This is a genomic window from Microbispora corallina (assembly GCF_016863035.1).
GTDB classification, from domain to species: domain Bacteria; phylum Actinomycetota; class Actinomycetes; order Streptosporangiales; family Streptosporangiaceae; genus Microbispora; species Microbispora corallina.
Genome location: NZ_BOOC01000031.1, coordinates 87706 through 109722, shown reverse-complemented (window position 1 = coordinate 109722; position 22017 = coordinate 87706). Strand labels below are relative to the sequence as shown.

At 69.8% G+C, this 22017-nt stretch carries 19 protein-coding genes and 1 CRISPR repeat array; of the genes, 14 read left to right on the top strand and 5 right to left on the bottom strand.

Translation table 11 applies throughout. The features are described 5' to 3' along the window. Window positions 1-166 precede the first annotated feature (166 nt). The 9 genes from Mco01_RS27570 to Mco01_RS27530 all read left to right on the top strand — a co-directional run bounded on the left by Mco01_RS27570 (window position 167) and on the right by Mco01_RS27530 (window position 9225). Window positions 167-1774, top strand: a complete 1608-nt coding sequence (locus tag Mco01_RS27570; RefSeq protein ID WP_204059767.1) for an ABC transporter substrate-binding protein — start codon at window positions 167-169, stop codon at window positions 1772-1774. Window positions 1775-1780: 6 nt separating this feature from the next. Continuing rightward, the gene (locus tag Mco01_RS27565) at window positions 1781-2737 is read left to right on the top strand and encodes an ABC transporter permease (protein ID WP_204059766.1); all 957 of its coding nucleotides are present in this window, start codon (window positions 1781-1783) and stop codon (window positions 2735-2737) included. 47 nt (window positions 2738-2784) lie between these two features. After that, a complete protein-coding gene (locus tag Mco01_RS27560; protein ID WP_204059765.1) occupies window positions 2785-3591 on the top strand; it encodes an ABC transporter permease in 807 nt (268 codons plus the stop codon). Next, window positions 3588-5561, top strand: a complete 1974-nt coding sequence (locus Mco01_RS27555) for a dipeptide ABC transporter ATP-binding protein (RefSeq protein ID WP_204059764.1) — start codon at window positions 3588-3590, stop codon at window positions 5559-5561. Before Mco01_RS27560 ends, Mco01_RS27555 begins: the two co-directional genes overlap by 4 nt. Further along, a complete protein-coding gene (locus Mco01_RS27550; protein ID WP_204059763.1) occupies window positions 5558-6481 on the top strand; it encodes an alpha/beta fold hydrolase in 924 nt (307 codons plus the stop codon). The genes Mco01_RS27555 and Mco01_RS27550 overlap by 4 nt, the downstream gene beginning before the upstream one ends. Next, on the top strand, window positions 6478-7515 hold the full coding sequence (locus Mco01_RS27545) for a 2-oxoglutarate and iron-dependent oxygenase domain-containing protein (RefSeq protein WP_204059762.1): 1038 nt from the start codon (window positions 6478-6480) through the stop codon (window positions 7513-7515). The genes Mco01_RS27550 and Mco01_RS27545 overlap by 4 nt, the downstream gene beginning before the upstream one ends. A gap of 5 nt (window positions 7516-7520) precedes the next feature. Beyond that, a complete protein-coding gene (locus Mco01_RS27540; RefSeq protein ID WP_204059761.1) occupies window positions 7521-8303 on the top strand; it encodes a DUF427 domain-containing protein in 783 nt (260 codons plus the stop codon). Then, a complete protein-coding gene (locus tag Mco01_RS27535) occupies window positions 8300-8812 on the top strand; it encodes a cupin domain-containing protein (RefSeq protein WP_204059760.1) in 513 nt (170 codons plus the stop codon). Before Mco01_RS27540 ends, Mco01_RS27535 begins: the two co-directional genes overlap by 4 nt. A 149-nt stretch (window positions 8813-8961) precedes the next feature. Further along, a complete protein-coding gene (locus Mco01_RS27530; RefSeq protein ID WP_204059759.1) occupies window positions 8962-9225 on the top strand; it encodes a hypothetical protein in 264 nt (87 codons plus the stop codon). 34 nt (window positions 9226-9259) lie between these two features. Here the strand turns inward: Mco01_RS27530 and Mco01_RS27525 are convergent, their stop codons facing one another. Continuing rightward, complete coding sequence (locus Mco01_RS27525) at window positions 9260-9403, bottom strand: hypothetical protein (protein ID WP_204059758.1); 144 nt, start codon at window positions 9401-9403, stop codon at window positions 9260-9262. A gap of 45 nt (window positions 9404-9448) precedes the next feature. On the opposite strand from Mco01_RS27525, the gene Mco01_RS27520 reads away from it, so the two are divergent. Then, complete coding sequence (locus Mco01_RS27520) at window positions 9449-9685, top strand: hypothetical protein (protein ID WP_204059757.1); 237 nt, start codon at window positions 9449-9451, stop codon at window positions 9683-9685. Between the two features lie 13 nt (window positions 9686-9698). Here the strand turns inward: Mco01_RS27520 and Mco01_RS27515 are convergent, their stop codons facing one another. After that, window positions 9699-10049: a VOC family protein gene (locus Mco01_RS27515; RefSeq protein ID WP_204059756.1), complete on the bottom strand. Its 351-nt coding sequence runs from the start codon at window positions 10047-10049 to the stop codon at window positions 9699-9701. Then, window positions 10046-10387: a DUF6349 family protein gene (locus tag Mco01_RS40270; protein WP_372444993.1), complete on the bottom strand. Its 342-nt coding sequence runs from the start codon at window positions 10385-10387 to the stop codon at window positions 10046-10048. Before Mco01_RS40270 ends, Mco01_RS27515 begins: the two co-directional genes overlap by 4 nt. A gap of 427 nt (window positions 10388-10814) precedes the next feature. Here Mco01_RS40270 and Mco01_RS39900 point away from each other — a divergent pair, with 427 nt between their 5' ends. Further along, window positions 10815-12854, top strand: coding sequence for an SGNH/GDSL hydrolase family protein (locus tag Mco01_RS39900; RefSeq protein WP_275410582.1), 2040 nt, complete (start codon window positions 10815-10817; stop codon window positions 12852-12854). A gap of 129 nt (window positions 12855-12983) precedes the next feature. Here the strand turns inward: Mco01_RS39900 and Mco01_RS27505 are convergent, their stop codons facing one another. Next, window positions 12984-15869: a helix-turn-helix transcriptional regulator gene (locus Mco01_RS27505; protein WP_204059755.1), complete on the bottom strand. Its 2886-nt coding sequence runs from the start codon at window positions 15867-15869 to the stop codon at window positions 12984-12986. A gap of 292 nt (window positions 15870-16161) precedes the next feature. Here Mco01_RS27505 and Mco01_RS27500 point away from each other — a divergent pair, with 292 nt between their 5' ends. Next, window positions 16162-16725, top strand: coding sequence for a hemerythrin domain-containing protein (locus Mco01_RS27500; RefSeq protein ID WP_239103953.1), 564 nt, complete (start codon window positions 16162-16164; stop codon window positions 16723-16725). Window positions 16726-16951: 226 nt separating this feature from the next. Continuing rightward, window positions 16952-17219: a CRISPR direct-repeat array (repeat unit 24 nt; unit sequence GCCCCGCGCACGCGGGGATGATCC). Window positions 17220-18228: 1009 nt separating this feature from the next. Here the strand turns inward: Mco01_RS27500 and Mco01_RS27495 are convergent. Continuing rightward, on the bottom strand, window positions 18229-20481 hold the full coding sequence (locus tag Mco01_RS27495) for a DEAD/DEAH box helicase (protein ID WP_204059754.1): 2253 nt from the start codon (window positions 20479-20481) through the stop codon (window positions 18229-18231). A gap of 173 nt (window positions 20482-20654) precedes the next feature. On the opposite strand from Mco01_RS27495, the gene Mco01_RS27490 reads away from it, so the two are divergent. Continuing rightward, window positions 20655-21272 (top strand): DUF4352 domain-containing protein, encoded by a 618-nt coding sequence (locus Mco01_RS27490; protein WP_204059753.1) that lies wholly within the window; start codon window positions 20655-20657, stop codon window positions 21270-21272. Window positions 21273-21488: 216 nt separating this feature from the next. After that, the gene (locus Mco01_RS27485; RefSeq protein ID WP_204059752.1) at window positions 21489-21770 is read left to right on the top strand and encodes a hypothetical protein; all 282 of its coding nucleotides are present in this window, start codon (window positions 21489-21491) and stop codon (window positions 21768-21770) included. Window positions 21771-22017 lie beyond the last annotated feature (247 nt).

Sequence of the window (22017 nt, the reverse complement as noted above, 5' to 3'; positions counted from 1 at the left end):
CCGGGTGGTGGCGCCCCGGCGCATGCGGTCGACCAGGTCGGGCTCGCGGGAGCAGGGCGCGGGCCGTGGCGACGAACTGGAAGCCCTCAGCCATCGCCAGGTCCATCGTCTCGTCTAGCCGGCGCGCTTATTGACAACCTATTATTCCTACCTAGATAGTATGGATATGCACAGCCAGAACCTGCTTGACCGGCGCCGCTTCCTGGCCGGATCGGGGGTGGCAGGGCTGCTCGCCCTGGTCGCCGCCTGCTCGGGTGGCGCCGGCACGAGCACCGGAGCGAGCTCTCAGCAATCCGCCACAGGTTCGCTCCCTGCCACCTCCAAGCGCGGGGGAACGCTACGCGCCGGCTCTCCGCCGCCGCCGACCGCGGTCGACCCGATCACCATGTACGACGGAACCGCGATCGCCATCGTCCAGCTTGTCGCCGACTACCTCATCTGGCTGGACAAGGACTTCACGCTGGTGCCGCGACTGGCCGAGCGCTGGGAGACCCCGGACGGCGGCAAGACCTGGTCGTTCGCCCTTCGGCATGGTGTCGTCTTCTCCGATGGCACGCCACTGGACGCCGAGACCGTCAAGGCGTCCTTCGACCGGCTGCTGGACCCCGACAACAAGTCCGCCGCGTTGTCGGCGTTCGACACCGTGCTGGCCAAGGGCGGGGTCGCCGTCAAGGACCCGTCGACGGTCGTCTTCACGCTGGAGCGGGCGTTCTCCGACTTCCCGTATCTGGTGTCGGCCGGCAACTACAACACGCTGATCCTCAAGAAGGACTACGCGGGCGACTTCACCAAGAAGCCGATCGGCACCGGGCCGTTCCTGCTGCAGTCCTACGACCCGTCCAAGGGTGCCACCCTTGTGCGCAATCCCAAGTACTGGGAGCAGGGCAAGCCGTACCTCGACGGCGTGGAGATCAAGTTCTACGCCGACGACCAGGCCGACCTGCTCGCGCTGCAGGGCGGGGACGTCGACACGCAGATCCTCAGCCGTCCCGCCCTGGTGAGCCCGCTGAAAGGCGCCGGGGACATCGCGATCGACCAGGTCAAGAGCACCGGGTTCATCGCCCTGACGCTGCGCACCGACCAGGCGCCGTTCGACAGAAAGGAAGTCAGGCAGGCGGTCGCGTACGCGCTCGACCGGCCCGGCGTGAACGCCACGACCTACGACGGCATCGGCGCGCTCGGCAACGACCACCTGTTCGCCGCGCTGTTCCCCGCGGCGCCGACCGACCTCCCGCAGCGGGCCAAGGACCCGGCCAAGGTCGCCGCCCTCCTCGCCGCTGCTGGGGTGAGCAAGCTCTCATTCCCGCTGACCTTCGACCCCCCGAGCAAGGACTACGCCCTGACGGTCCAGAGCCAGCTCAAGGAGGTGGGCATCGAGGTGACGCTGGACCAGCGCACCTCGGCCGACTTCTACGGCGGCGACCAGGAGAAGGACACGCCCTGGCTGTTCACCAAGGCCAACCTGGTGGGCTGGGCCGGGCGAGCGGTGCCCAGCCAGTTCATCATCCCGATGGTCAAGAGCAAGGCAGTGTGGAACGGGTCCAAGTACGCCAACCCGGCGCTGGACGCCGCCGCTACCGCCTACGACGCGGCGACCACCGATGCCGACCGCAAGGCTCAGGCAGAGATCATCGCCAAGGCGCTGAACGACGACGTGCCCGTGATCATCAGTGTCTGGAGCGGCAACGTGCGGGCGTACAACGGAAAGAAGTTCACCGGGGTCCAGGCGCATCCGGCCAGTTACGTGGACTTTACGTCGGTGTCGGCGCTTTAGACGGCGATGAGGCGATTCCTGCTGCGGCGGCTGGCGGCGATCCCGCTCACGCTGGTCGCGGTGTCCGCGCTCGTCTTCGCGGCCACCGAGCTCATCCCTGGCGACGTGGCCCGCGCGATCCTCGGGCGTGAGGCGAGCGAATCGGCCGTCCGTGCGTTGCGCGTCCAGCTCGGGCTGGACCGGCCCGCGGCGACACGCTACGTCGACTGGCTGGGCGGGTTCGTCACCGGGCGGTGGGGGGACTCCTACACGCTCAAGGTCCCCGTACGTGATCTGGTGCTCGACAGGCTCGGGGCGTCTTTGCTGCTGGCGCTGCTCGCGTTCGTGCTGCTGGTCCCGGTGGCGGTGACTTTGGGACTGGTCGCCGGGATCAACCACGACCGCCCGGCGGACCGCGTCATCAGCGTCACGGGTCTCACGTTCGGCGCGACTCCGGAGTTCGTCACGGGTGTGATCCTGCTGGTGGTGTTTTCTGTGAAGCTGCGCTGGTTGCCCGCCTCGGCGCAGATACCGCCGGACGCATCGCCGGTGGAGGCCCTCAACCACCTGCTGCTGCCGGCGCTGTCGCTGGTGATCCTGTGCACCGGATACGTGGCCCGCCATGTCCGCGCGAGCACGGTGACGGCCGTCGAGAGCGCGTACGCCCGAGCCGCCGAACTGCGCGGCTTCACCCGGGCGCAGGTCGTTCGGCGGCACGTCCTGCGCAACGCGACCGTGCCCGCCACCAGCGCGCTCGGCGTGCAGTTGCAGTTCCTGCTGGGTGGTCTTGTCGCCGTGGAGCTGCTGTTCAACTACCCCGGCATCGGCGCGCTGCTCCTGCAGTCGGCCATCGACAAGGACCTCCCGACGTTGCAGACCACCGCGATGGTGCTGGGGATTCTGTACATGCTGGTCGTGCTCGGCGCCGACGTGGTCTACCGCGTGCTCGACCCGCGCGTACGGCTGGGGGTGGCCGCCCGATGACCACAAGCGTCATCGCCAAAGGCATTGTGCCGAGGATCTCGCGCGGGGTGGGGGGTCGCTCGCGGGTGGCGCTGGCCGTCGGCGGAACGCTGATCCTGGCCTGGGCGGTGATCGCGCTGTTCTGGCCGCATCTGGCTCCTTACGATCCCGTCCACCAGGACCCGCTGCACCGCTTCGCCCCGCCCGGTCCAGGCCACTGGCTGGGCACTGACCAGTTCGGGCGCGACACCTTGTCCCGGATGCTGGCCGGGGCGCGTCCGGTGCTTCAGGTCGCACCGCTGGCGACCGCGCTGGGCACCCTGGCCGGCACCGTGGTCGGTCTGGTGGCGGGCACCTTCGGCGGGCTCGTCGACGAGGTCGTGATGCGGGTGCTCGACGCGATCGTGGTCTTCCCGACGATCATCGCGGCGGTGCTGTTCGTCGCGCTGTCCGGGCGTTCGGTGACGGCCGTGGTGCTGGTGATCGCCGCGTCGTTCACCACGATCGTGGCCCGCAGCGTACGAGCGGCGACGCTGGTCGAGCGCGAGAAGGCCTATGTCGAGGCGGCCCGCCTGCGCGGCGAGCGGTCCTGGTCGCTGATGCTGCGCGAGATCCTCCCCAACGTCACCACGACCGTTCTGGTGGAGGCCACCTCCCGCTTCGGCGACGCGATCTTCGCGGCGGCCACGCTGTCGTTCCTGGGCCTGGGGCAGCCGCCGGGCTCGCCCGAGTGGGGCGCTTCCGTATCGGACAACCGGACCTGGCTGCAGATCGCCCCGTGGACCGTGCTCGCTCCCGCATTGGCCATCGCGTCGCTCGTGGTGGCCACGGCGCTGGTCGCCGACGCCCTCCGCAGCCGTTGGGAGGCGCCATGAGCGGAGAACGCGGCCTGAGGGTCGACGGGTTGACGGTGGCGTACGAGACGGCTCGCGGTCCGGTCGAGGCGGTCTCCGACGTGTCGTTCGAGGTCGCGGCGGGGGAGACGTACGGCTTGGTGGGCGAGTCCGGCTGTGGCAAGACGACGCTGGGCCGGGCGCTCGGCCGGCATCTGCCGCGGGGGGGCGCGATCACGGGCGGCCGGGTGAGCGTGGACGGGACCGACGTGCTCGCGCTGGCGCCCGCGGAACTGCGCCGGTGGCGAGCGTCCTCGCTGGCCGTCGTCCACCAGGAGGCGGGAAGCGCGCTCGACCCGACGATGCGGATCGGCGCGCAGCTCGCCGAGGTGCTGCGGCTGCAGGGGCGCACCCGGCGTGAGGCGCGGATGCAGGTGCCACGGTTGCTCGATCGCGTACGGCTGCCTGATCCGGAGGCCATCGCCCGGCGCTACCCGCACCAGCTCTCAGGTGGCCAGCAACAGCGCGTGGTGATCGCGCAGGCGCTGGCGGCCCGGCCGCGCCTGCTTGTCCTCGACGAGCCGACCACAGGCTTGGACGCCACGGTCCAGCACGAGATCCTCGGCCTGATCTGGGCCCTGCGTGCCGAACTCGGCGCCGCCGTCGTGTTCATCAGCCACGACCTGGCCCTCGTCGGGCGGCTGTGCGACCGGGTCGGCGTGCTCTACGCGGGCCGACTGATCGAGGAGGGCCCAGCGGGCGAGGTGCTGGCCACGCCCCGGCACCCCTACACGTCGGCGCTGCTCGCGAGTGCTCCTCAACTGGGCCGGACACGAAGGACGCATCCTCTCGCCGCCATTCCAGGCCGTCCTCCCGCGCCCGGCGAGGCCGGCACGGGCTGCGCCTTCGCGCCCCGCTGCACGTACGCGGACGACACGTGCCGGGCTGGTCTGCCTCCGCTCGACATGGTCAGCGGGAGGCGTACGGTCCGCTGTCACCACGCCGCCAACCTGATCGATCTGAGCCACGACGGCCCCGCGGCACGTGCGGAGCCGACCGCGGTTGACGGCGGCGGGCGGTTGCTGGAGATCCAGGGGCTGACCCGTCACTACGGCGGGACTCCGGTAGTGGACGACGTCGATCTGACGATTAACCGCGGTGAAGTGCTGGGACTGGTCGGGGAGTCGGGGAGCGGCAAGACGACGCTGGCGCGAGCCGTCGCAGGATTGGGGCCGCAGGGGAGCGGTGTCATCCGGCTCGATGGGCGCGAACTCGCGGCTGGTGTCGGGAGGCGTGACGCAAGGATCCGGCGTGCCGTCCAGATGGTGTTCCAGAACCCGGACGCGTCGCTGAACCCCAGCCATACGGTGCGGACCGTGCTGGCCAGGGCGCGGCGCAGTCTCCGGGGCACACTCGCGCCAGGCGAACTGGCCGCACGCGCCGATCTCGACGCGTACCTGTTGGACTCCCGCACCGACCGGCTGTCGGGCGGCCAGAAGCAGCGCGTGGCCATTGCCCGCGCCTTCGCCGGCGACCCGGAACTGGTGGTGTGCGACGAGCCTGTCTCAGCCCTCGATGTGAGCGTCCAGGCCGGGGTGCTCCGGTTGCTGGCCGACCAGCAGCGCCGCACGCGAACGTCCTACCTGTTCATCTCGCACGACCTCGCTGTGGTCGGCTACCTGGCCGACCGTATCGCGGTCATGTATCGCGGGCAGATCGTCGAGCAGGGCCCCGCCGACGATGTCCTGGCCGGCCCTCACCATCCCTATACCGCCTCTCTGGTGGAGGCGTCGCTCGCGCCGCTCGGCAAGGCCGATGCGTACGCCGTGGGCGACGTGACGGCGAAGGACGCGGTCGGCTGCCGGTTCGCTGCTCGCTGTCCGCTTCGCGTCGACGGGCTCTGCGAAAACGAGGATCCGCCCCTGATCACGCTCGCGAACGACCACACCGTGCGGTGCCATCTCGACGCCACCGGGCTTCCTGAGGCCACCGCACTGGAAGGAGAAACATGACATCCAAGCAAGCCGTGGCGGAAAACGAGTTCACCGATCTGACCGCGATCGCGGACGATCTCGGCCTGAGCCGGGTGGACGCGCCGGCCGTTCAGCGGCGATGGGTCAACGTCATCACCGGGGGCCACGTCAGCGGTGTCTCCTGGGGCACCGGCTCGGCCCAGGCGGTCCTACTGCATGACGCGCGGCGCAGCGCCCGGGCCTGGGATGCACTGGCACTCGCCCTCGACATCCCCACGCTGGCGTTGGATCTGCCCGGGCACGGCCGATCCAACTGGCGTAAGGACGGCGTCTATACCCCGCGCAAGCTGGCGCCCGCCGTCGCCGAGGCCATCAAGTCCTTCGCACCCAGCGCCAAAGTGATCGCCGGGACCGGACTCGGCGCGCTCACCGCGATCGCGCTGAACGCGCGCCACCCGGACCTGGTTCATGGGCTCGTACTGATCGACACGTTGCCTGGAACCCTTCCTGGCCGCCCGGCCGAGGGCCCGACGCGGTTCGCTTCCCGGGAGCAGGCGCTCGCGTGGCTGCGTGAGACCAGTCCGTGGGCGCCGCCGGAGGTGACCGCCGCGGACGTTCGCCACGAGACGACGCAGGAATCCGACGGTTCGTGGACCTGGCGGCACCACCTGGGCAACCTGCCCGCGGAGGACAGCGACGGCCTGGACGACGAGACGCTGTGGGACCTGCTCGCAGCCGTCGCCGCACGCGGAGTGCCGATCGTGGTGGTACGGCCGGGCACAGGCAGCCGCCTGAAGGAGGCGTCTCTGGGTGAACTGCGCCGGCGAGTGGTCACGGCACGGGTCGTCACGCTCGCCGAATCCACGGGAGTTGTCGAGTCCGATCAGTCACTGCGTCTTGCCGAACTCATCCACGACGTTCTTTCCACTTTCGATCGATTCCAAGGGAGACTCGCATGACCATCACCAAGCTTCCCGTCATCGACCTCGAGTTGGCGCTGAGCGACGACGCCCCCGCGGATCTGCTCGACGCGGCCCGTGCGGCCGCCGAGCAGGTCGGGATCATCCAGGTCGTCAACCACGGCGTCCCCGCCGAACTGATCGACGAGTTCCACGAACGGGTCGGCCGCATCCTCGATCTCCCGCGCGAGGACAAGAAGGCGCTGGCCAGCCCCACCGGACACCCATATCGGGGCTGGCGGCAGTGGCCCGACGACTTCGGCCGCCTGGAGCTGGAACGATTCTCCATCGGCCAGTTCGCCACCCCTGACGAGGCTGTGGCGGCCGGTCTTCCCGAGGAGTACGCCAAGCTGTACGAACACGCCAACGTGTGGCCCGAGGACGACCCCAGCCTGGCCGACGTCGCCCGGCGATACCACGACGCCTCGGTCGGCGTGGCCGAGAAGGTGCTCGCGTTGTACGCCCGCGTGCTGGACGTGCCGGTCTCGGCGTTTCCGACGGCAGGCCGGCCGTACTACACCAGCTTCGTCGTGAACAACTACCCGACCTGGACGTATACCGACAACGGGTCGACCGCAGACGAGGACAAGCTGCTCCTCCTCGAACACGCCGACGGGTCCGCGCTCACCGTGCTGCACCAGCGCGGCGACTACGAGGGACTGCAAGGCCAGGCCCCCGACGGGTCGTGGATCCCGGTGCCCATCGTGCCCGGCGCCCTACAGGTCTTCTCCGGCACGCTGCTCACCAAATGGACCAACGGCCTGCTGCGCCCAGGCCGGCATCGCGTCGTCGCCGGCGGCACCGTGACACGGCGCTCGACCGCCGTCTTCTGGCACCCCAGCCTCGACACGGTCATCGAGCCGCTCGCGCCGTTCGTCCGCTCGGAAGGGACCGACTTCGAGCCCACCCTGCTGTGGGACGACGTCAAGGACAACGTCGAGGACTACCTCCAGGTGTTCGGGCGTCCCGAGCAGGTCGCCGCGTGGCGCGAAGGCCGGCCGTACGTCGCCGAACTCGCCGAGGCGGAGGCGTAGCCGCGATGCCCGCCTCCGACACGCTCAACTGGGAGCCGAGCGAGCGCTGGGTCCGCGGAGTGAGGGGCGACACGACGATCGTCGACAGCCCTCACCCAGTCCTGGTCTGGGAGCCCGGCCACCCGGTACCTCGTTACGCCTTCCCCACATCCGAGGTACGCACCGACCTGTTGCGCCCCAGCGCGAACCCGCCGGTCGGCGCGCATGCCGGCGCCACGGTGTTCTACGACCTGCTCGTCGGCGACGAAGTCGTCGAGAACGCGGCGTGGAGTTACCCGATCGCGCAGTTGTCCGAGTACATCGCCTTCGAGTGGTTCAACCATCCCGGCCGAGTGCTGGACCACTGGTATGAGGAGGACGAGGAGATCTTCGTGCACCCCCGGGACCCGTACAAGCGGATCGATCCCATCCCGAGCAGCCGGCACGTCCGGGTGGAGGTCGACGGGCAGGTGGTCGCCGACACCCGCCGTCCTGTCCTGCTGTTCGAGACCGGCCTGCCGATCCGCTACTACATCCCACCGGACGATGTGAACTTCGACCTGCTCGAATCCACCGACGAGCACACCCGTTGCCCGTACAAAGGGATCGCGTCCTACTGGTCTGCGAAGGAGGCGGGTACGGCTCCGCCGAATGTAGCTTGGGCCTACCCCGAGCCGATCCCTGCCGCCGCGCAGATCAAGGACCACGTCGCCTTCTACAACGAAGCGGTCGACATCATCGTGGACGGCGTGAAACTGGAGCGCCCGACCACCCTGTTCTCCGAACGCCTCAGAAAGCTTGGGTCATGAGCACCGATTTCTCCGCCCTCGCCGCCACCCATCGGCCGTACGAGCCGGAGGAATGCGCTGAGCTCGCCCGTCGCGCCGCGGAGTTCGTCGACGTCGAAGACCTGCCGCGGAGCGGGCCCGGGGGATATGTGCTGCTGTGGTCTGACGAGCACTCCATCGCCTGGCTCAACACCTGGTGGGAGGCTCGTGACACCGGTTTCCACGACCACGACGGATCGGCGGTCGGTGTGTACGTCCTGGCGGGCAGGGTGTCCAACGAAGGGCTTCCGATCGGAGGCACGCGGCGTCTCGGGTTCTATCGAGCCGGCGAGTCGTTCTCCTTCCCTGGGACCGGCATCCATCGGATGGATCACGAGGCGGGTGCGATCACGATCCACGTCTATTCGCCGCCGCTGCGCGCCATCGGGCACTACGAGGTGGTGGACGGGTTCTTGCGACGCACGCCAGGCTCGCCCGACGAGGCCTCACCGTCGAGCCCCGGGCTGCACGCGGTGCTCGGCGTCGGCTGACGGAGCCCCCCGGCGCCCCCCGAGGACTGTGCGTGCCCGGGCTTCCCGGCCCGGGCACGCCGGTTGTAGCAATTACCGGCTGTTGGTGACTTCGACGTAGCTGGAGCCGGTGGCGTGCCGGCCGTCGTATGTTCCGGTGACGGACCATCGTGAAGCAGACACGAAGTGTCGAGGGACCGGGCCTCCTGAGCACGAATGTGGTCTGCGAGAAGGGCAGGCGCGCCATCGGCGGCGGCCACGCCTTCCGCGGCGCTCACGATCCGCGCTCGCCCGTGGCCTTCCCGGTCAGCGCCCCCGGCAGCGCGAGCGACGCCCCCGGCGCGGTCCAGGACGCCTGGGACTTCGTTGTGGTGAACCCAACGCGGCAGAAGATCGACGTCGAGGTGTACGCGATCTGCGCTCCGGCCGACTGACCGACGGAGGCTGGATTTGGGTCGCACCTCAAGTTCACCGGTTCGTCCGCAAAGGGGTGATCTTGCAGTGGGTGATCTCCACCTGGTCGGCCCGGCCGACGACCTTGTTGAGGATGCCGCCGGTGTCGAGGCATTCGGCGATGGACAGCCCGGTGTAGTCACCACCGTGCCACATCATGTGCTCGACGATCCGGCCCTTCCACCCGCGGCTAAGGTCGTTTCCTTGACCTCGACGACCGCGCCGATGGGGATCTTCCGCCCCCGGTACGACGGGGCGAAGCCGGGGATGCAGTCGTACCACCCGACGCGGTGGCTGGCGGCGGCGTTGATCGAGCGGATGTGCGGAGCAAGCGAGTGGGATCCGGACAACCTCTTCCGGCTGAACCAGAACGGTCCCCCCGGCCGTCGCCGGCTGAGCCGTCCCGCGTCCGTTCGCCGACATCGGCGACGGATCGGGTGAATGCGATCGCGCGTCAGAGATCGTGGGCGGTGGGGTGACGCGGCTCGTACAGCCCGAGCTCGCCGCCGCCGGGCAGCCTGACCGCGGACAGCAGGCCCCAGCCCTGGTCGGAAACCGGCCGGGCGAGCCGGACGCCCTTGTCCGCGAGCTCCGCCTCGGTGCTCTTGATGTCGTCGCACATCAGGTAGATCTCGTGGTGCCCCGGACCGTCGGTCGGGTGGACGGCGGCCTCGCCGGGCGGCGTCTTGAAGATGAGCCAGCCGTCGCCCGCGTCGACCCACGGGAATCCGAGCACGTTCCGGAGGAAGTCGCGATCCGCTTCCGCGTCACGGCTGTAGAGGATCATGTGCACGCCATTGATCACGGTCTCAGCTTATGCCGCCGCTTCCGAGGGGAACGGCCTGCTCCGGGCAAAAAAGACGGCCCGCCCCGCCTGCCGGGCGGGCTCCAGCGCACAGGTGGACAATTCCAGCCGGGCCATGCGTGGTCGTGCGCGTCCTCGACGGCTTCGGTCTCCCTGGACCGGTCGGGGCCCTCCCATTCGCAGCCCAGGCAGGCGCCGCGCTTGATGCTGAGACCGCCGCCGACGCCGAGGAACAGCACGGCCGGCCGGTGGTCAGGCGCGGTGGACTCCAGCCAAGCCGTGTGGCTGGTGCCCGGGCTGGTTGAGCATGAATCGCGCCGAGATTGATGGAGGCACATCACACCATCGACGGGAAGGATTCCCAGTGAAACCGTCCCGGCCGACAAGCGGCCACTCGCCGTCCAGACTGGGCACGGCTTCAGTGTGAGCGGGCCCCGCGTGCCGCGATAGGCCGACGGCCCGGTCGCTATGACACCGAGACCGAGGAATGCCGGCAAAGCGGAGAAATCGAGAATGGGGGCCGGCGCGGTCCGGGCCGCCGAGGCGATCTCGCCCACCCGCCCGCACCCGGCCTGGTCTACATCGGCCTCGACGCCGTGGCGGCCTTCGCCGGGGAGGGTCTCCGCAACGCCTGACCGGATTCGGGGTGTTGGATCTCGGGGTGGTCGTGCGGGTAACACCCGATGCTAGCGCTCGCCCGGCGGTGGATGATTCGTGCAGCACTGCCCGCCCATTTCGAACCCCCCGCGAAAAGGAAGGCTCTCCATGCGTCCTCCCCGCCGGTCACGGCGATGGCGCCTGCCGTGGCATCTGTTCCTGATCGGGTCCGTCGCCGTGCTCGCCGCTGCCCTGCTGTCGAGCGGTCCTGCGAGCGCCGGGCCCGTGATCCCCCGGCCGACCACCCCACCGACCAGCCCGACGTTCGTGCCGGTGCCCCCAATACCTACGCTCCCTCCGTTCACCCCGGCCCCCACACCGACCGACCCGCCGCCGACGACGCCGCCCAAGCCGAACATCACCGCCGCGATCGGCGACAGCTTCAGCAGTGGTGAGGGCGCGAGCAAGAACCACACCTACCGGGGCAACGCGGACGGCACCGAGGACTTCCGGCACCAGAACGGCCGCGCGCCCATCCACGTGGCGTGGGCCGCCCTGGAACTGGGCAAACAATCGCTGGCGCCCTACACGATCAAGGACACCGAATTCCTGTCCACCTGGGGCAGCGACAGCTTCCACTTCAACGCCTCGTCCGGCGCCGCGACCAAACACCTGCTGGAGCCACAGTACGAGGACGAGGCCAGGACCGTGGTGCGCAACCCTCCCCAGCTCGACGGGGTTCCCTCGGACAGCAACATCGTCTACTTCGGCTTCGGCGGCAACGACGTGGGTTTCGGGTCGCTGATGGAGACCGCGCTGTCGACGTACTACAAGAACATCCACCGCAACTGGGTGCCGCTCCAGATCCGCGCCGTCGAGCTCGAAGTGGCCAAGCTGCTCAAGCGCATCGAGCCGGCCACCGCGAACATCGAACGGGGACTGGAGCTGACACATGAGAAGGCGAAGGACGCCGAGATCATCGTGGCGCTCTACCCCCTGGGCGTCAAACAGTCCGGGAACGCCGACACACCCGAGATGGTCGGGGCCGCCCTGGACCGCATGTATCCGTTCGCCGTCGAGGTGAACAAGGCGGTCAGGAACGCGGTCGCGTCGTTCCAGGCCAAGAACCCGGGCGTCAAGGTGCACGTCTTCGACCCCAACACGGCGGGGCCGAACGGCGGCAGCATCGTGGCCGGCCATGAGATGGGCCAGCCGGAGTCGTACTTCAACGGGCCGCGGTTCCGATGGAAGCTCTTGGGGCACTACAAGCTGTTCAAGATCTTCCAGGAGAGCTTCCACCCCAACGAGCCGGGTTCGGTGGCGATCGGCAAGGCGCTGGCGGTCTGGATGGCGAAGGAGTTCCCGCAGTACTGGCCGAAGGGCCCGGACTTCAACCTCCTGCAGGTCAGCGCGGACTACGCCGAGGAAGACCCGGAGACCCACCAGAAGCTCGAGGAGTACGCCCTCGCCCACCCGGAGGAGGGGTGTGAAGAGGCCCTCCCCGACAGCATCTGCCACTTCGTCGGCCCCGACGGCATCGTGTTCCCGGTCGACGTCATGAACAACCCCATCCCGCTTGACCCGCTCCCGGGAGCTCCGACCGTCGGAGGCGGTGGAAGCGGCGGCTCCGGCGGCGGCGACTGGAACTGGATTCCCGCCACCTACACCAACGGCCCGCCCGGACTTCCCGGCTCGGGCCTGGGCGGCGGCTACGGCGGTGGCTACGGCGGCGGTGGATCCGGCGGCGGCACCGGCGGGACCGGTGGCACCGGCGGGACCGGTGGCACCGGTGGGACCGGTGGGACCGGTGGGACCGGTGGGATCGGTGGCACTGGCGAAGGCGGGACCGGCGAAGGCGGCACCGGGGGTACCGGCGAGGGCGGCACCGGGGGTACCGGCGAAGGTGGGACCGGCGGGACCGGTGGCACTGGTGGTACCGGCGGCACCGGCGGTGGCGGCGGGGGCGGGATCACGAACACCCCCACCGGAGACCCCTGCAACCCCGCGCAGGATCCCGGCGGCGGCATCTCGGGCGGTTGGGCCTTCGTGGCCCAGACGTCCGTGGTGCAGGGCGGTCCGCTGCGCCTGCCCAGGAACGTCACCTGGGCCGCGTTCCTGAAGGAGGACATCGTCCCGGAGCGCGACCCCTGCGACCCGACCATCTACGACACGCTCGGTGGTGACAGCTGGTGGAATAACGCCGCCTGAGGAGTGACCGGCGTTCCATGACCGGAGCCGCCGGGCGGGCCGCACCCCGCCCGGCGGCTCCCGTCACCGTTCATGGCCGTCGGACGATCGGCCCGGTCGGTCGCTCGCGTCCAGGCGGACGCGCGGCCGTCATCCGACGACCGGGATGTGCCCCCTCGCCAGCCGGCTGGCCAGCGCCGCCCGCGACCGCACGTCGAACTTGCTGAACATGTTCGCGACGTGCGTCTCCACCGTCTTCTGGCTGACCTGGAGACGCTCCGCGACCTCCCGGTTGGTCAAACCCTGGCCGATGAGATCGGCCACCTGGCGCTCCCGCGCGGTCAGCACCGGCGGGCCCGCCGTGCGCCGCGCCGCCTGCCGGGGCCCCCGTGCGGCGAGCCGCCGCTCCATCCGGGCGAGCCCGCCGGCGAGCCAGTCCGCGCCCGAGTCCCGGTAGGCGGCCTTGGCCCGGCCGACCTCGGCGCGGCACGCCACCTCGTCCCCCATGCGGTCCTGGACGGAGGCGAGGAGCTGATGTGCGAGGCCCCGCTCGACGACGGCGCCGCATTCGCCGAACCGCTCGACTGCGGCCCGGGCGGCCTCCGCGGCCCCGTCCAGGTCGTCACAGCCGGACGACGCGCGCGCCCAGGCGTCGTAGGCGGTGCCGAGGTGGTAGGAGAGGCCGGTGGCGGCGGCCGCGGCGACCGCCGCGTCCGCCAGGGAGAGCGCGGTCCGGGCGTCACCGTCGGCCCCGGCGCGGAGCGACCGCACCGCCAGCCGTTCCACCTCGGTGTCCCGGGAGAGGACCGGTGGCAGCGGCGGCCCGTGGCCGGCCCCGGCCTGGCCGGCGGCGAGCCGGACCCTGGCCACGGAGACATGGGCCATCGCCCGCCACCAGGCCGAACCTGGGGCGGCGTCGGCGAGCCGGTCCGCGAGCGCCGTGGCGGGACGGACACCGTGCCGCCACAGCACCGGCAGCAGCATGACGCACCGGCCCATCGCCAGTGTCTCGCTGCTGCGGAGGTACTCGGACGCGGCGGCGGCGTGCTCCGCGATGCCGATGGCCTCCGTCAGGCGGCCGGCCCGGGCCTGGTGGTGGGCCTGGGTGATCAGCAGGTACGGCATCGCGTAACTGCGGCCGGACATGGTCGCCGGGTCGATGCCCCTGGCCAGGTGGCGCGCGGCGTCGGCCGGACGTTGGAGGAGGATCTCGCTCCAGGCCAGCGGCGCGGCGATCTCCACGTGCGGCACGATGGCGGTGTCCGACGCGCTGTCCATCAGCCATCCGCCCCGCCTGCTGTGCGCCCGCGCCGTGGTCACGTCGCCTTCCTGCAGGCACGCCAGGGCCAGCAACGCGTACGCCGAGGCGCCGAGCGCCGGATCGGTCGTCTTCGACAGCAGCGCGATGGCGTCGAGCGCGTGCCGGCGCGCCTCGCCGGTGTCCGCCCGCAACACCGCCACGGCGGCCAGCTCCACCAGGAGCTGGGCCCGCACCCGCTGGTCGTACCCGGCCTCGCGCGTCCGCGTGCTGAGCAGGGCCCGAGCCTCGTCCAGCCGGCCGAGCATCCGCGAGATGACCGAGGAGAAGGCCACCGCCGCGGCGGCCACCTCGTGCGGCAGGTGGATGACCTGGTGGAGGATCTGGCGGCTCTCGGCCAGGGAGCCCATGACGCCGGTGCCCCGCGCCAGGCCGGTGAGCAACTGGCCGCGGTACGGCACCAGGTCGTCGCGTTCGGGCAGCACCCGCAGGGCCTCGCGGAGCAGCCGCACCGCGGTCGCCGGCGCCGAGTTCAGGTACGCGATGCCCGCGTCGCCCAGCGTCCGGGCCGCCTGCTCGTCCCCGTGCTCGGCGCACCGCTCGGTGTGGTGGGCGAGCAACGCCAGCGACCCGTCGGTGCGGCGCAGGTAGTCGGCGACCCTGGCGTGGGCCGCGACGCGCCAGCCCGCGCCGCACGTGTCGTACGCGGCGGCGCGCACCAGCGGGTGCCGGAACGCGAACCGCGGGCCCGTCAGCGTCCCGAGCCCCTGCCCGCACAGCTCGTCCAAGGCGGCGGCCGCGGCCGGAGCGTCGAGCTCGGCCACGTGGGAGATGACGACAGGCGAGGCCAGCTCGCCCGCGACCGCCCCCGCCTGCGCCGCCCGGCGCCCGTCCGGGCTGAGCCGGTCCAGCTCGCGGCCCAGCACCGCCAGCAGCGTCTGCTCGAGGGCGAGCGTCGCCCCCGGACGGCCGTCGGCCAGCTCGGCCAGCGTGGTGTCGTCGGCGTCCAGCAACGCCCGCAGGAACAGCGGGTTGCCGCCGCTGACCCGGTACATAGACCGCCGCCGGCGCGGGTCCACGTCCGGCGGCATCAGCGACGCCGCCGCGTCCTCGTCCAGCGGTGCCAGGCTCAGCCGGACGACGTGCGGGTCACGCCGCGCCACGGCGTCGGCGACCACCGGCGGGATCATGCTCGACCGGCACGCGAGCGCCAGCAGCAACCCGGTGGCCGGCGGGCGGCGGATCAGGAACTCGGTCAGTTCGAGCGACGGGGCGTCCGCCCAGTGCAGGTCGTCGAGCGCCAGCACGGCGCCGCGGTCGGCGGCCAGGTGGGCCAGGAGCGCTCGGATCCCCCGATAGGTGTGATAACGGTCCAACTGTCCCTGATCGGTGGCGCCCGCCGACAGCAGGGTGCGCAGCGCCGCCTCCGCCAGGTCGCCGGGCCCGGTGCCGGCGGCCGGCCCGGCGCCCGGGGTGCCGTACTCGTCCGACAGGCGGGTGAAGGCGTCCACGTACATGCCGAACGGGACGAGGCGCTCGAACTCGGCGGCGCCGCCGGCGAGCACCGTGCGCCCCGCCGCGTGCGCCCGCTCGACCAGGTACGCGAGCAACCGGGTCTTGCCCACCCCCGGCTCGCCGTCGATCAGCAGCAGGCGGCAGGCGCCGTCCGCCCCGCCGGCGACGGCGGCCTCGATCGTGGCCGTCTCGTCGTCCCGCCCGACCAGCTCAGGCCCTACCGGCCGGACGCCACCCAAACTCGCCGAGCCGCCATCGATCATGGCATCCTCCGGTCCTTCCGGCGCTCACGCCGGCCGCCGGAGCGCGAGCCGGCGACCACGCCAGAGATCCACGGTGCGATGAGATGTTACAGATTCCCCGCCACATGATCTACGCCCGCGGAAGCGGATTCCGGGTCGCCGACGGCAGGATCTCGACGCCCTGCTGCCCGTGTCCTGGTTCTGCCGGGCGCCGAGACGGCCGGTCTCGTACGGAGCGGGATCCGCTCGCGGGTGTAGCGGAACGGGGGCCGGGCAGCGGGGGTGGCAGTCCCCGAGTCGAAGGGTGACGGCAGTGACCACTACCGGAGAGCAGGACGTCGTCGACCTGCTGCTGGCGCAGCACAACGAGATCAAGGCCATGTTCGCGGAGGTCGCCGGCGCGCGGGGTGACCGCAGGCGCGAGCTGTTCCACGACCTGGTGCGGCTGCTGGCCGTGCACGAGAGCGCCGAGGAGCAGGTCGTGCACCCGGCGGCGCGGTCGAAGGCGGGAGACGAGATCGTGGAGGCCCGGCTGAACGAGGAGAACGAGGCGAAGCACGCGCTTTCCGACCTGTACGACCTCGGCGTCGAGCACCCCGAGTTCGACGTGCGGCTCGCCGCGCTGGAGAAGGCGGTCCTCGACCACGCCACGCACGAGGAACTGGAGGAGTTTCCGCGGCTGCGACAGGAGACGTCACCTGATCGGCTGCGCCGGATGGCCGGGGCCGTCCGGGCCGCCGAGGCGGTCTCGCCCACCCGCCCGCACCCGGGCGCCGGCGAGTCCGCCACCGCGAACATGCTGGTCGGCCCGCCTGTGGCGGTGTTCGACAAGGTCCGTGACGCGGTGCGCGACTGGCGGCAGTCGAACAAGGACTGAGTGTCCGCCGGCGACCGCCGGGGCGGTCCGCCCGCCGTCCCGCCCCGGCGCCGCGAACGCGCGTAGGCCTCGGCGCAGGTGTGCGCCCGCCGGGACTCCGCGGTGCCGATCACGGCCCGCGCGAGCGACTCCAGAACGGGTGGCACGGCTCCGTCGATGTACACGACCGGGAGTTCGTCGGGCCGTTGCGCCGACGGGGACCGGTAGCGCTCGCCCGCGTCGAGCCGCGCCGCGCACGCGGGGATGATCCCTCGCGGCCGCGCATCACCACGGCGTGCCGGGCGTCGGCCCCGCGCACGCGGGGATGATCCCTACACGACCGGCACCCTGCGGAACTCCACCTCGTCGGCCCCGCGCACGCGGGGATGATCCACAGGCCCTCGGTCGGGTCGAAGTCCTCCGGGAAGTCGGCCCCGCGCACGCGGGGATGATCCCATGCAGGCCAGCACATTGGACGGCCCGGCCCTGAAGCCCCGCGCACGCGGGGATGATCCTGAACCGGCGCAAGTCTCCCGACATGAAGTCGGCGCCGCGGCGGGAGATCTCGGGAGAGGCGACCGGATGTCTGGTCGGGATGGGAAGAGCGAGGCGGGGTGGCGGTCGGCCGCCAGCCCTCCAGCATTAACTAGCTGACGATGTCGGCTGTGACCTGCTGGGGTTGGGCATGTCCCAGGACGCGAGGATGAGCGCAACATCGTGTTCGGCCCGATGATGGCGGCCGCGATGCTGAACGTCATGCACTCCTGCTTGAAGCGGCCCTTGTAGTGGTGTGTCCCCGCGATCATAGTTTCTCCTGAACGTACAGGTCAGCGGGCTACGGTGAGGGCGGGCGGTGATCTGTGCCGGGGTCGCTCATGCCGACTCGTCGTAACCGTGCAGGACGGCGCGCTGAACGCCGTTGATCTCGCCCCGGTCGGCGAGACCGGCGGCGACGAGTGTTGAGCGTAAAGTTATTGACACTACTAGCGCCAAGTTTTGTCACTGGGAGGCTCTGCCTCTTCCTCCGAAGGTGCGTTGACCTGCTTGGATCGCATTCAAGCTGACCATCTTAATTGGGACTCCCGATCTTTCCTGTTGGTAAGAGCTCGTGGGGCTGGTGACAGAACATGGCGCGAGGTTGCTGACTGCTGACAAAACTTGGCGCCGCCACTGCCAAAGCCTGTCGTTTCCGCTGGTGAAGCTTTCTCCGGTCCCACTCGGTGCGCCAGTCGATTGCTTGGCGTCTAAGGGCGTGGGTTAGGGAAGTGGCCCGGTGGTGGTGACTGTGAACCGTTGTTGGCGCGACGCCTACGCCGGCGGCCTGGTCGACGGTCTCGTGTACCTGCGTCAGCGGCATCGCCTCGAGCGTTGGACTTCGTAGGTGACCAGTTTTGACGCTCTACCTCGGGTAATAGCGTGGAAACCTGGTCGTCGGAAGGATGACCGCTCCTCACGCCTTCGTCTCAAACATTGGCCTGCCGCCGCCGGCGATCTGCAGGTGTCGTCTTGGTGTCCACTCGGTGATCAGGCGGGCCGGTCGGGATCTCCATGTGGATTGCCCGTCGCAGCGGGGGACAGCTTCCGGAGGCGGATTTGCTGTCGTTCCTCTTCGAGGAGCGCGTCGAGGTCGAGGTCCGGCGCGACGAACCGCGCCTCGATGTCTTCGGCCAGGTCGCTCGGGCGCGCCACCCGGTTGAAGATCTCCGCTTTGACGTGCCCACGCTGCACCAGCTTTTCCTCCAGCGATTTCAGGGCGATGAGCCGATGGACCGTGACGGGGCGCGTCTGGCCGATCCGGTGAGCGCGCCCGGCGGCCTGCCATTCAGTGCTGGGCTTGTCCTGCGGTTCCAGGATGACGATCACGGAGGCGCTGTGGAGGTTCAGGCCCTGGCCGCCGACAGTGATCTGCGCGACGAGAGCGGCAAAGCCAGGCGCACGTTCGAAGGCCTCGACCTGCCGAGCTCTTTCGGGAGAACGTACGTCTCCATGCAGAACCGAGCAATTGGATCCCAAGACCGCCTCGGCCAAAACGAGTGCCTCACGGAAGAAGCTGAACACCAGTAGCTTCTGGTCATTCGCGCGGCATTCTGCGGCGATTTCGCGCAGCCGCTGCATTTTGCTGGATGTATTGCCGCCAAGCGTGGTCAGCTTGTTCCGGACGGTCATGACGTGCTGAGTGAGAGCGACCTGCTCATACTCGCGCTGTTCGGTGCTTGTCAGGGGGATGAGCTCGTCGTGCAATGTGAGCGGTGGCAGCTCCTGCATCACCTCTTCCTTGTTGCGCCGCAGGTAGACGTCGGCGACGGCGCGGCGGAAGCGGTCGGGCTCACGGTGGGCACGCTCTCCCCGCTCGAAGATCCTGCGCAGCGTGCGACCTTTGTCCGAATTCGCCAGTTCGATCACGTTAAGAAATTCGCTGGCGTCGTTCTCCAGTGGAGTGCCGTCCATGAGCAGGCACCGTTGTGCCGGGGCAATCAATGCGGCGGTCACCTGCGTGCGCTGGCTGGCGGGGTTCTTGACCAGACGGGCCTCGTCGACGACGGCGAAACCCAGGTGCGGGAGCCGGAGGTCGACCAGTGCCGCGGCCTTGTTGTAGGAGACGACCATGATGCCGCGTCCAGCCATCCAGCGGCGCAGGTTGGTGTCAGCGTCCGGGCCGCGGTAGGTGAAGGCCGGCACGTCCGGCACTGTTTCGGCGATTTCCCGCACCCAGGTGTCGATCACCGAGGCCGGGCAGATGATGAGGTGGTGATGCTGTCGCTCACGCGCGATGACATGCCCGATCGCCGCCAGCGCCTGCACGCTCTTACCTAACCCCATCTCGTCCCCCAGGATGGCCCGCCCCACCACGAGCGCGAAGGACGCACCCAGTTCCTGGTAGAGGCGAAGCTCCTTGCGTAGCAGCGAGCGGTCGAGGTGGAGGGCGGTTATCTGACTGGCGAGGTCGGCCGGGATCGAACGGGGGCTCGCACGCTCCAGGATGACCTCCTGCTCACTGCGGTCGCCCTCGTGCACGGTGAGCTGTTCGAGCAGGGCCATCAGCCTTGCGTTGTGCTGCTTCCATGCAGTCTTGACCTCATCGCTGGCCAGGGGTGTCTGTAGGAGTGCCTCCACCAGATCGCGTCGTCGTCTCACCTCAGCCAAGAGCATGCCGGTGGACGGAGCATGCGCTCGCTCCCACAGCGTCTGATGTTCGATGAGCAGCCGCCGCCGGCGATCATCGGCGGCGGTGAACCACGACCGTCGTCGTGTCGCGTTAACCAGCCCGCGCAGGTCGTCCATCAGGGGCTCGAGAACCTGCCACGCCGGAGCCTGGGCGAGATTTCTCGCCGCGTGCAGGGCGTACAGGGCTCTGGCCACGTCCACCTCGTGCGCCTGCCAAGCACGCTCGTCCAGCGAAGGCCGCAGGTCCTCCGCCACAGGACGAAGAGCGTTGGCGAGACCTTGACGGAGTTTGGCCGCGTTTTTCGGCCCGATGCCCTCGAACTGAGTCAAACGGTGCTGGTGGTGGTAGATGTCGGCCGCAGAGTGGAGTCCGGCAGCCTGCAGGGGAGCGGCGGGAACTCTGTGCCCGTCATAGTCCAGGCGCTGCACAGAAAGCTGGGCGAGCCGAGCCTCGATCTTGTGATCGCGCATGATCTGCCGAGCGCGGTGCGTCGCCGCAGTCGCGCGCTCGAGCAGGTACTGTCCTGCCTGCTGATCATCGCGCAGGGAGGTCAGCAGGCCCCGCGCCCAGTTGTGGATCTCCCTGCGTTCGCGTCGTCTGGAGAACAGCACGTCGTCCCCTCGCCGTCAGGGCATGACCGGATGCCACGGCGAGGATCGTGGTTAATCACGAAACGGGCTATCGGGCATGATGCTTGATTCTTCTGGCCGTAAGTAAAGAGAAATGTCACGCTCGGGCCTCATCATCGTCGCCGGGGTGCCCGTCGCTGATGGCACCCACGTAGATGTCTGAGAACGTGGTGATGGGACAGCGGCAGGGCGGCGGGCAGAGCCAGGGCAGGCGTCGTTTCACGCCGCTGCTGGGGGGCGACTTCTCGGCCGCACCGCCGCGCTGGTCCGTGAACCTCGTGGTCGTGATCGCCGCGCTCGCGGTAGCCGCTGTCGTCGTCGGGGCTGCGGGCTGGGTGCTCATCTCCGCCGGCGCCATCGGAGGCGGTGCGCAACCCGCCGCGACCGCCGAGGCGACCCGGCTCGCCGGCGCCGAGCCGGTCGCGACCGCGACGTGGAACAACCTCCCAGTGCGGGACGGCTCGTTGGAGCTCTGGGTGGACAAGGTCGAGTCCGCCCGCCGGGTAGTGCCCGAGCTGTTCGGCAAGCTGGCGTACAACCTCGGCCGGACAGCTCAGGGGCAGTTCGTCATCGACCACATCACGATGACGAACCTCGGCGGCGTGCGGGGACAGCTCATGGACGAGAACCAAGCCCTGTTCGACGCTCAGGACCAGCGCTACTCCGCTGTCCCAGAGGCGGGGGCCTACTTCGACACGGCCATGTTCTATGACCTCATAGCCTGGCGGGCCGGGTTCGTGGGGTGCTGGCGTTCGAGGTGCCGCGCGGCCTGACCACCACACCAACGGTGTCCGTCAAAGCGGAACAAGCTCACTGGGTACTGACAGGCCCTTCTGGTTGCAGCAGATGTGGCCTAGCCGCTGTGCTTCGCCGTGGTCACCTTGGGCACGGTGGGGGAGCGGCGCCAGCGTTATCACACCGGCTCGCTTGCGGCCTCTCACGCACGTTCAGGCGCGACCTTAGTTCGTTCGTCTGGTACCCCTACCGCTATGAACGCGCATGAGGATCTGCAGCGGCCGAAGAACCTGCTGCCGCGGGCGCTCGAAGCGCGCTTTGTGGAAGAGATCAAGGCCCGCCGCTCCGTCGACGAGGCCGCCGCTGCCTGCGGGGTCCCAGAGGAGATCGCCTGGCAGGCCGCCGCCATCGCCTCACTCGGCGGCCGGCTCATTCGTAGCGAGGTCGTAAGACAGCCGGACGGCCGGCTCAAGCACGAAGAGAGGGAGAGCGAGCCGGATCCCGAACTTCGGGCCCTGCTGCTCGATCTGGCCTAGATTGCGGGTGACGCCCGGTGCGGCTATATGGTCGCACCGGGCAATAGTGGAGGCGCCAGCGCGCAACGGTACGAAGAGCGGGCCTGTCATAACGCGGCGATCGCGTGGGCCGCTACCGCGACGCGCGTCATCAGCCCGGCCCGGAGAGCTCCACCCCCGGAGACGAGCGTCCCGGAAACGGTGCGTTTCCGGGACCCTCGCCCAGTTGCTCCCTCATGTGAGAGCGGCTGATGAGACCTGGGGTTGG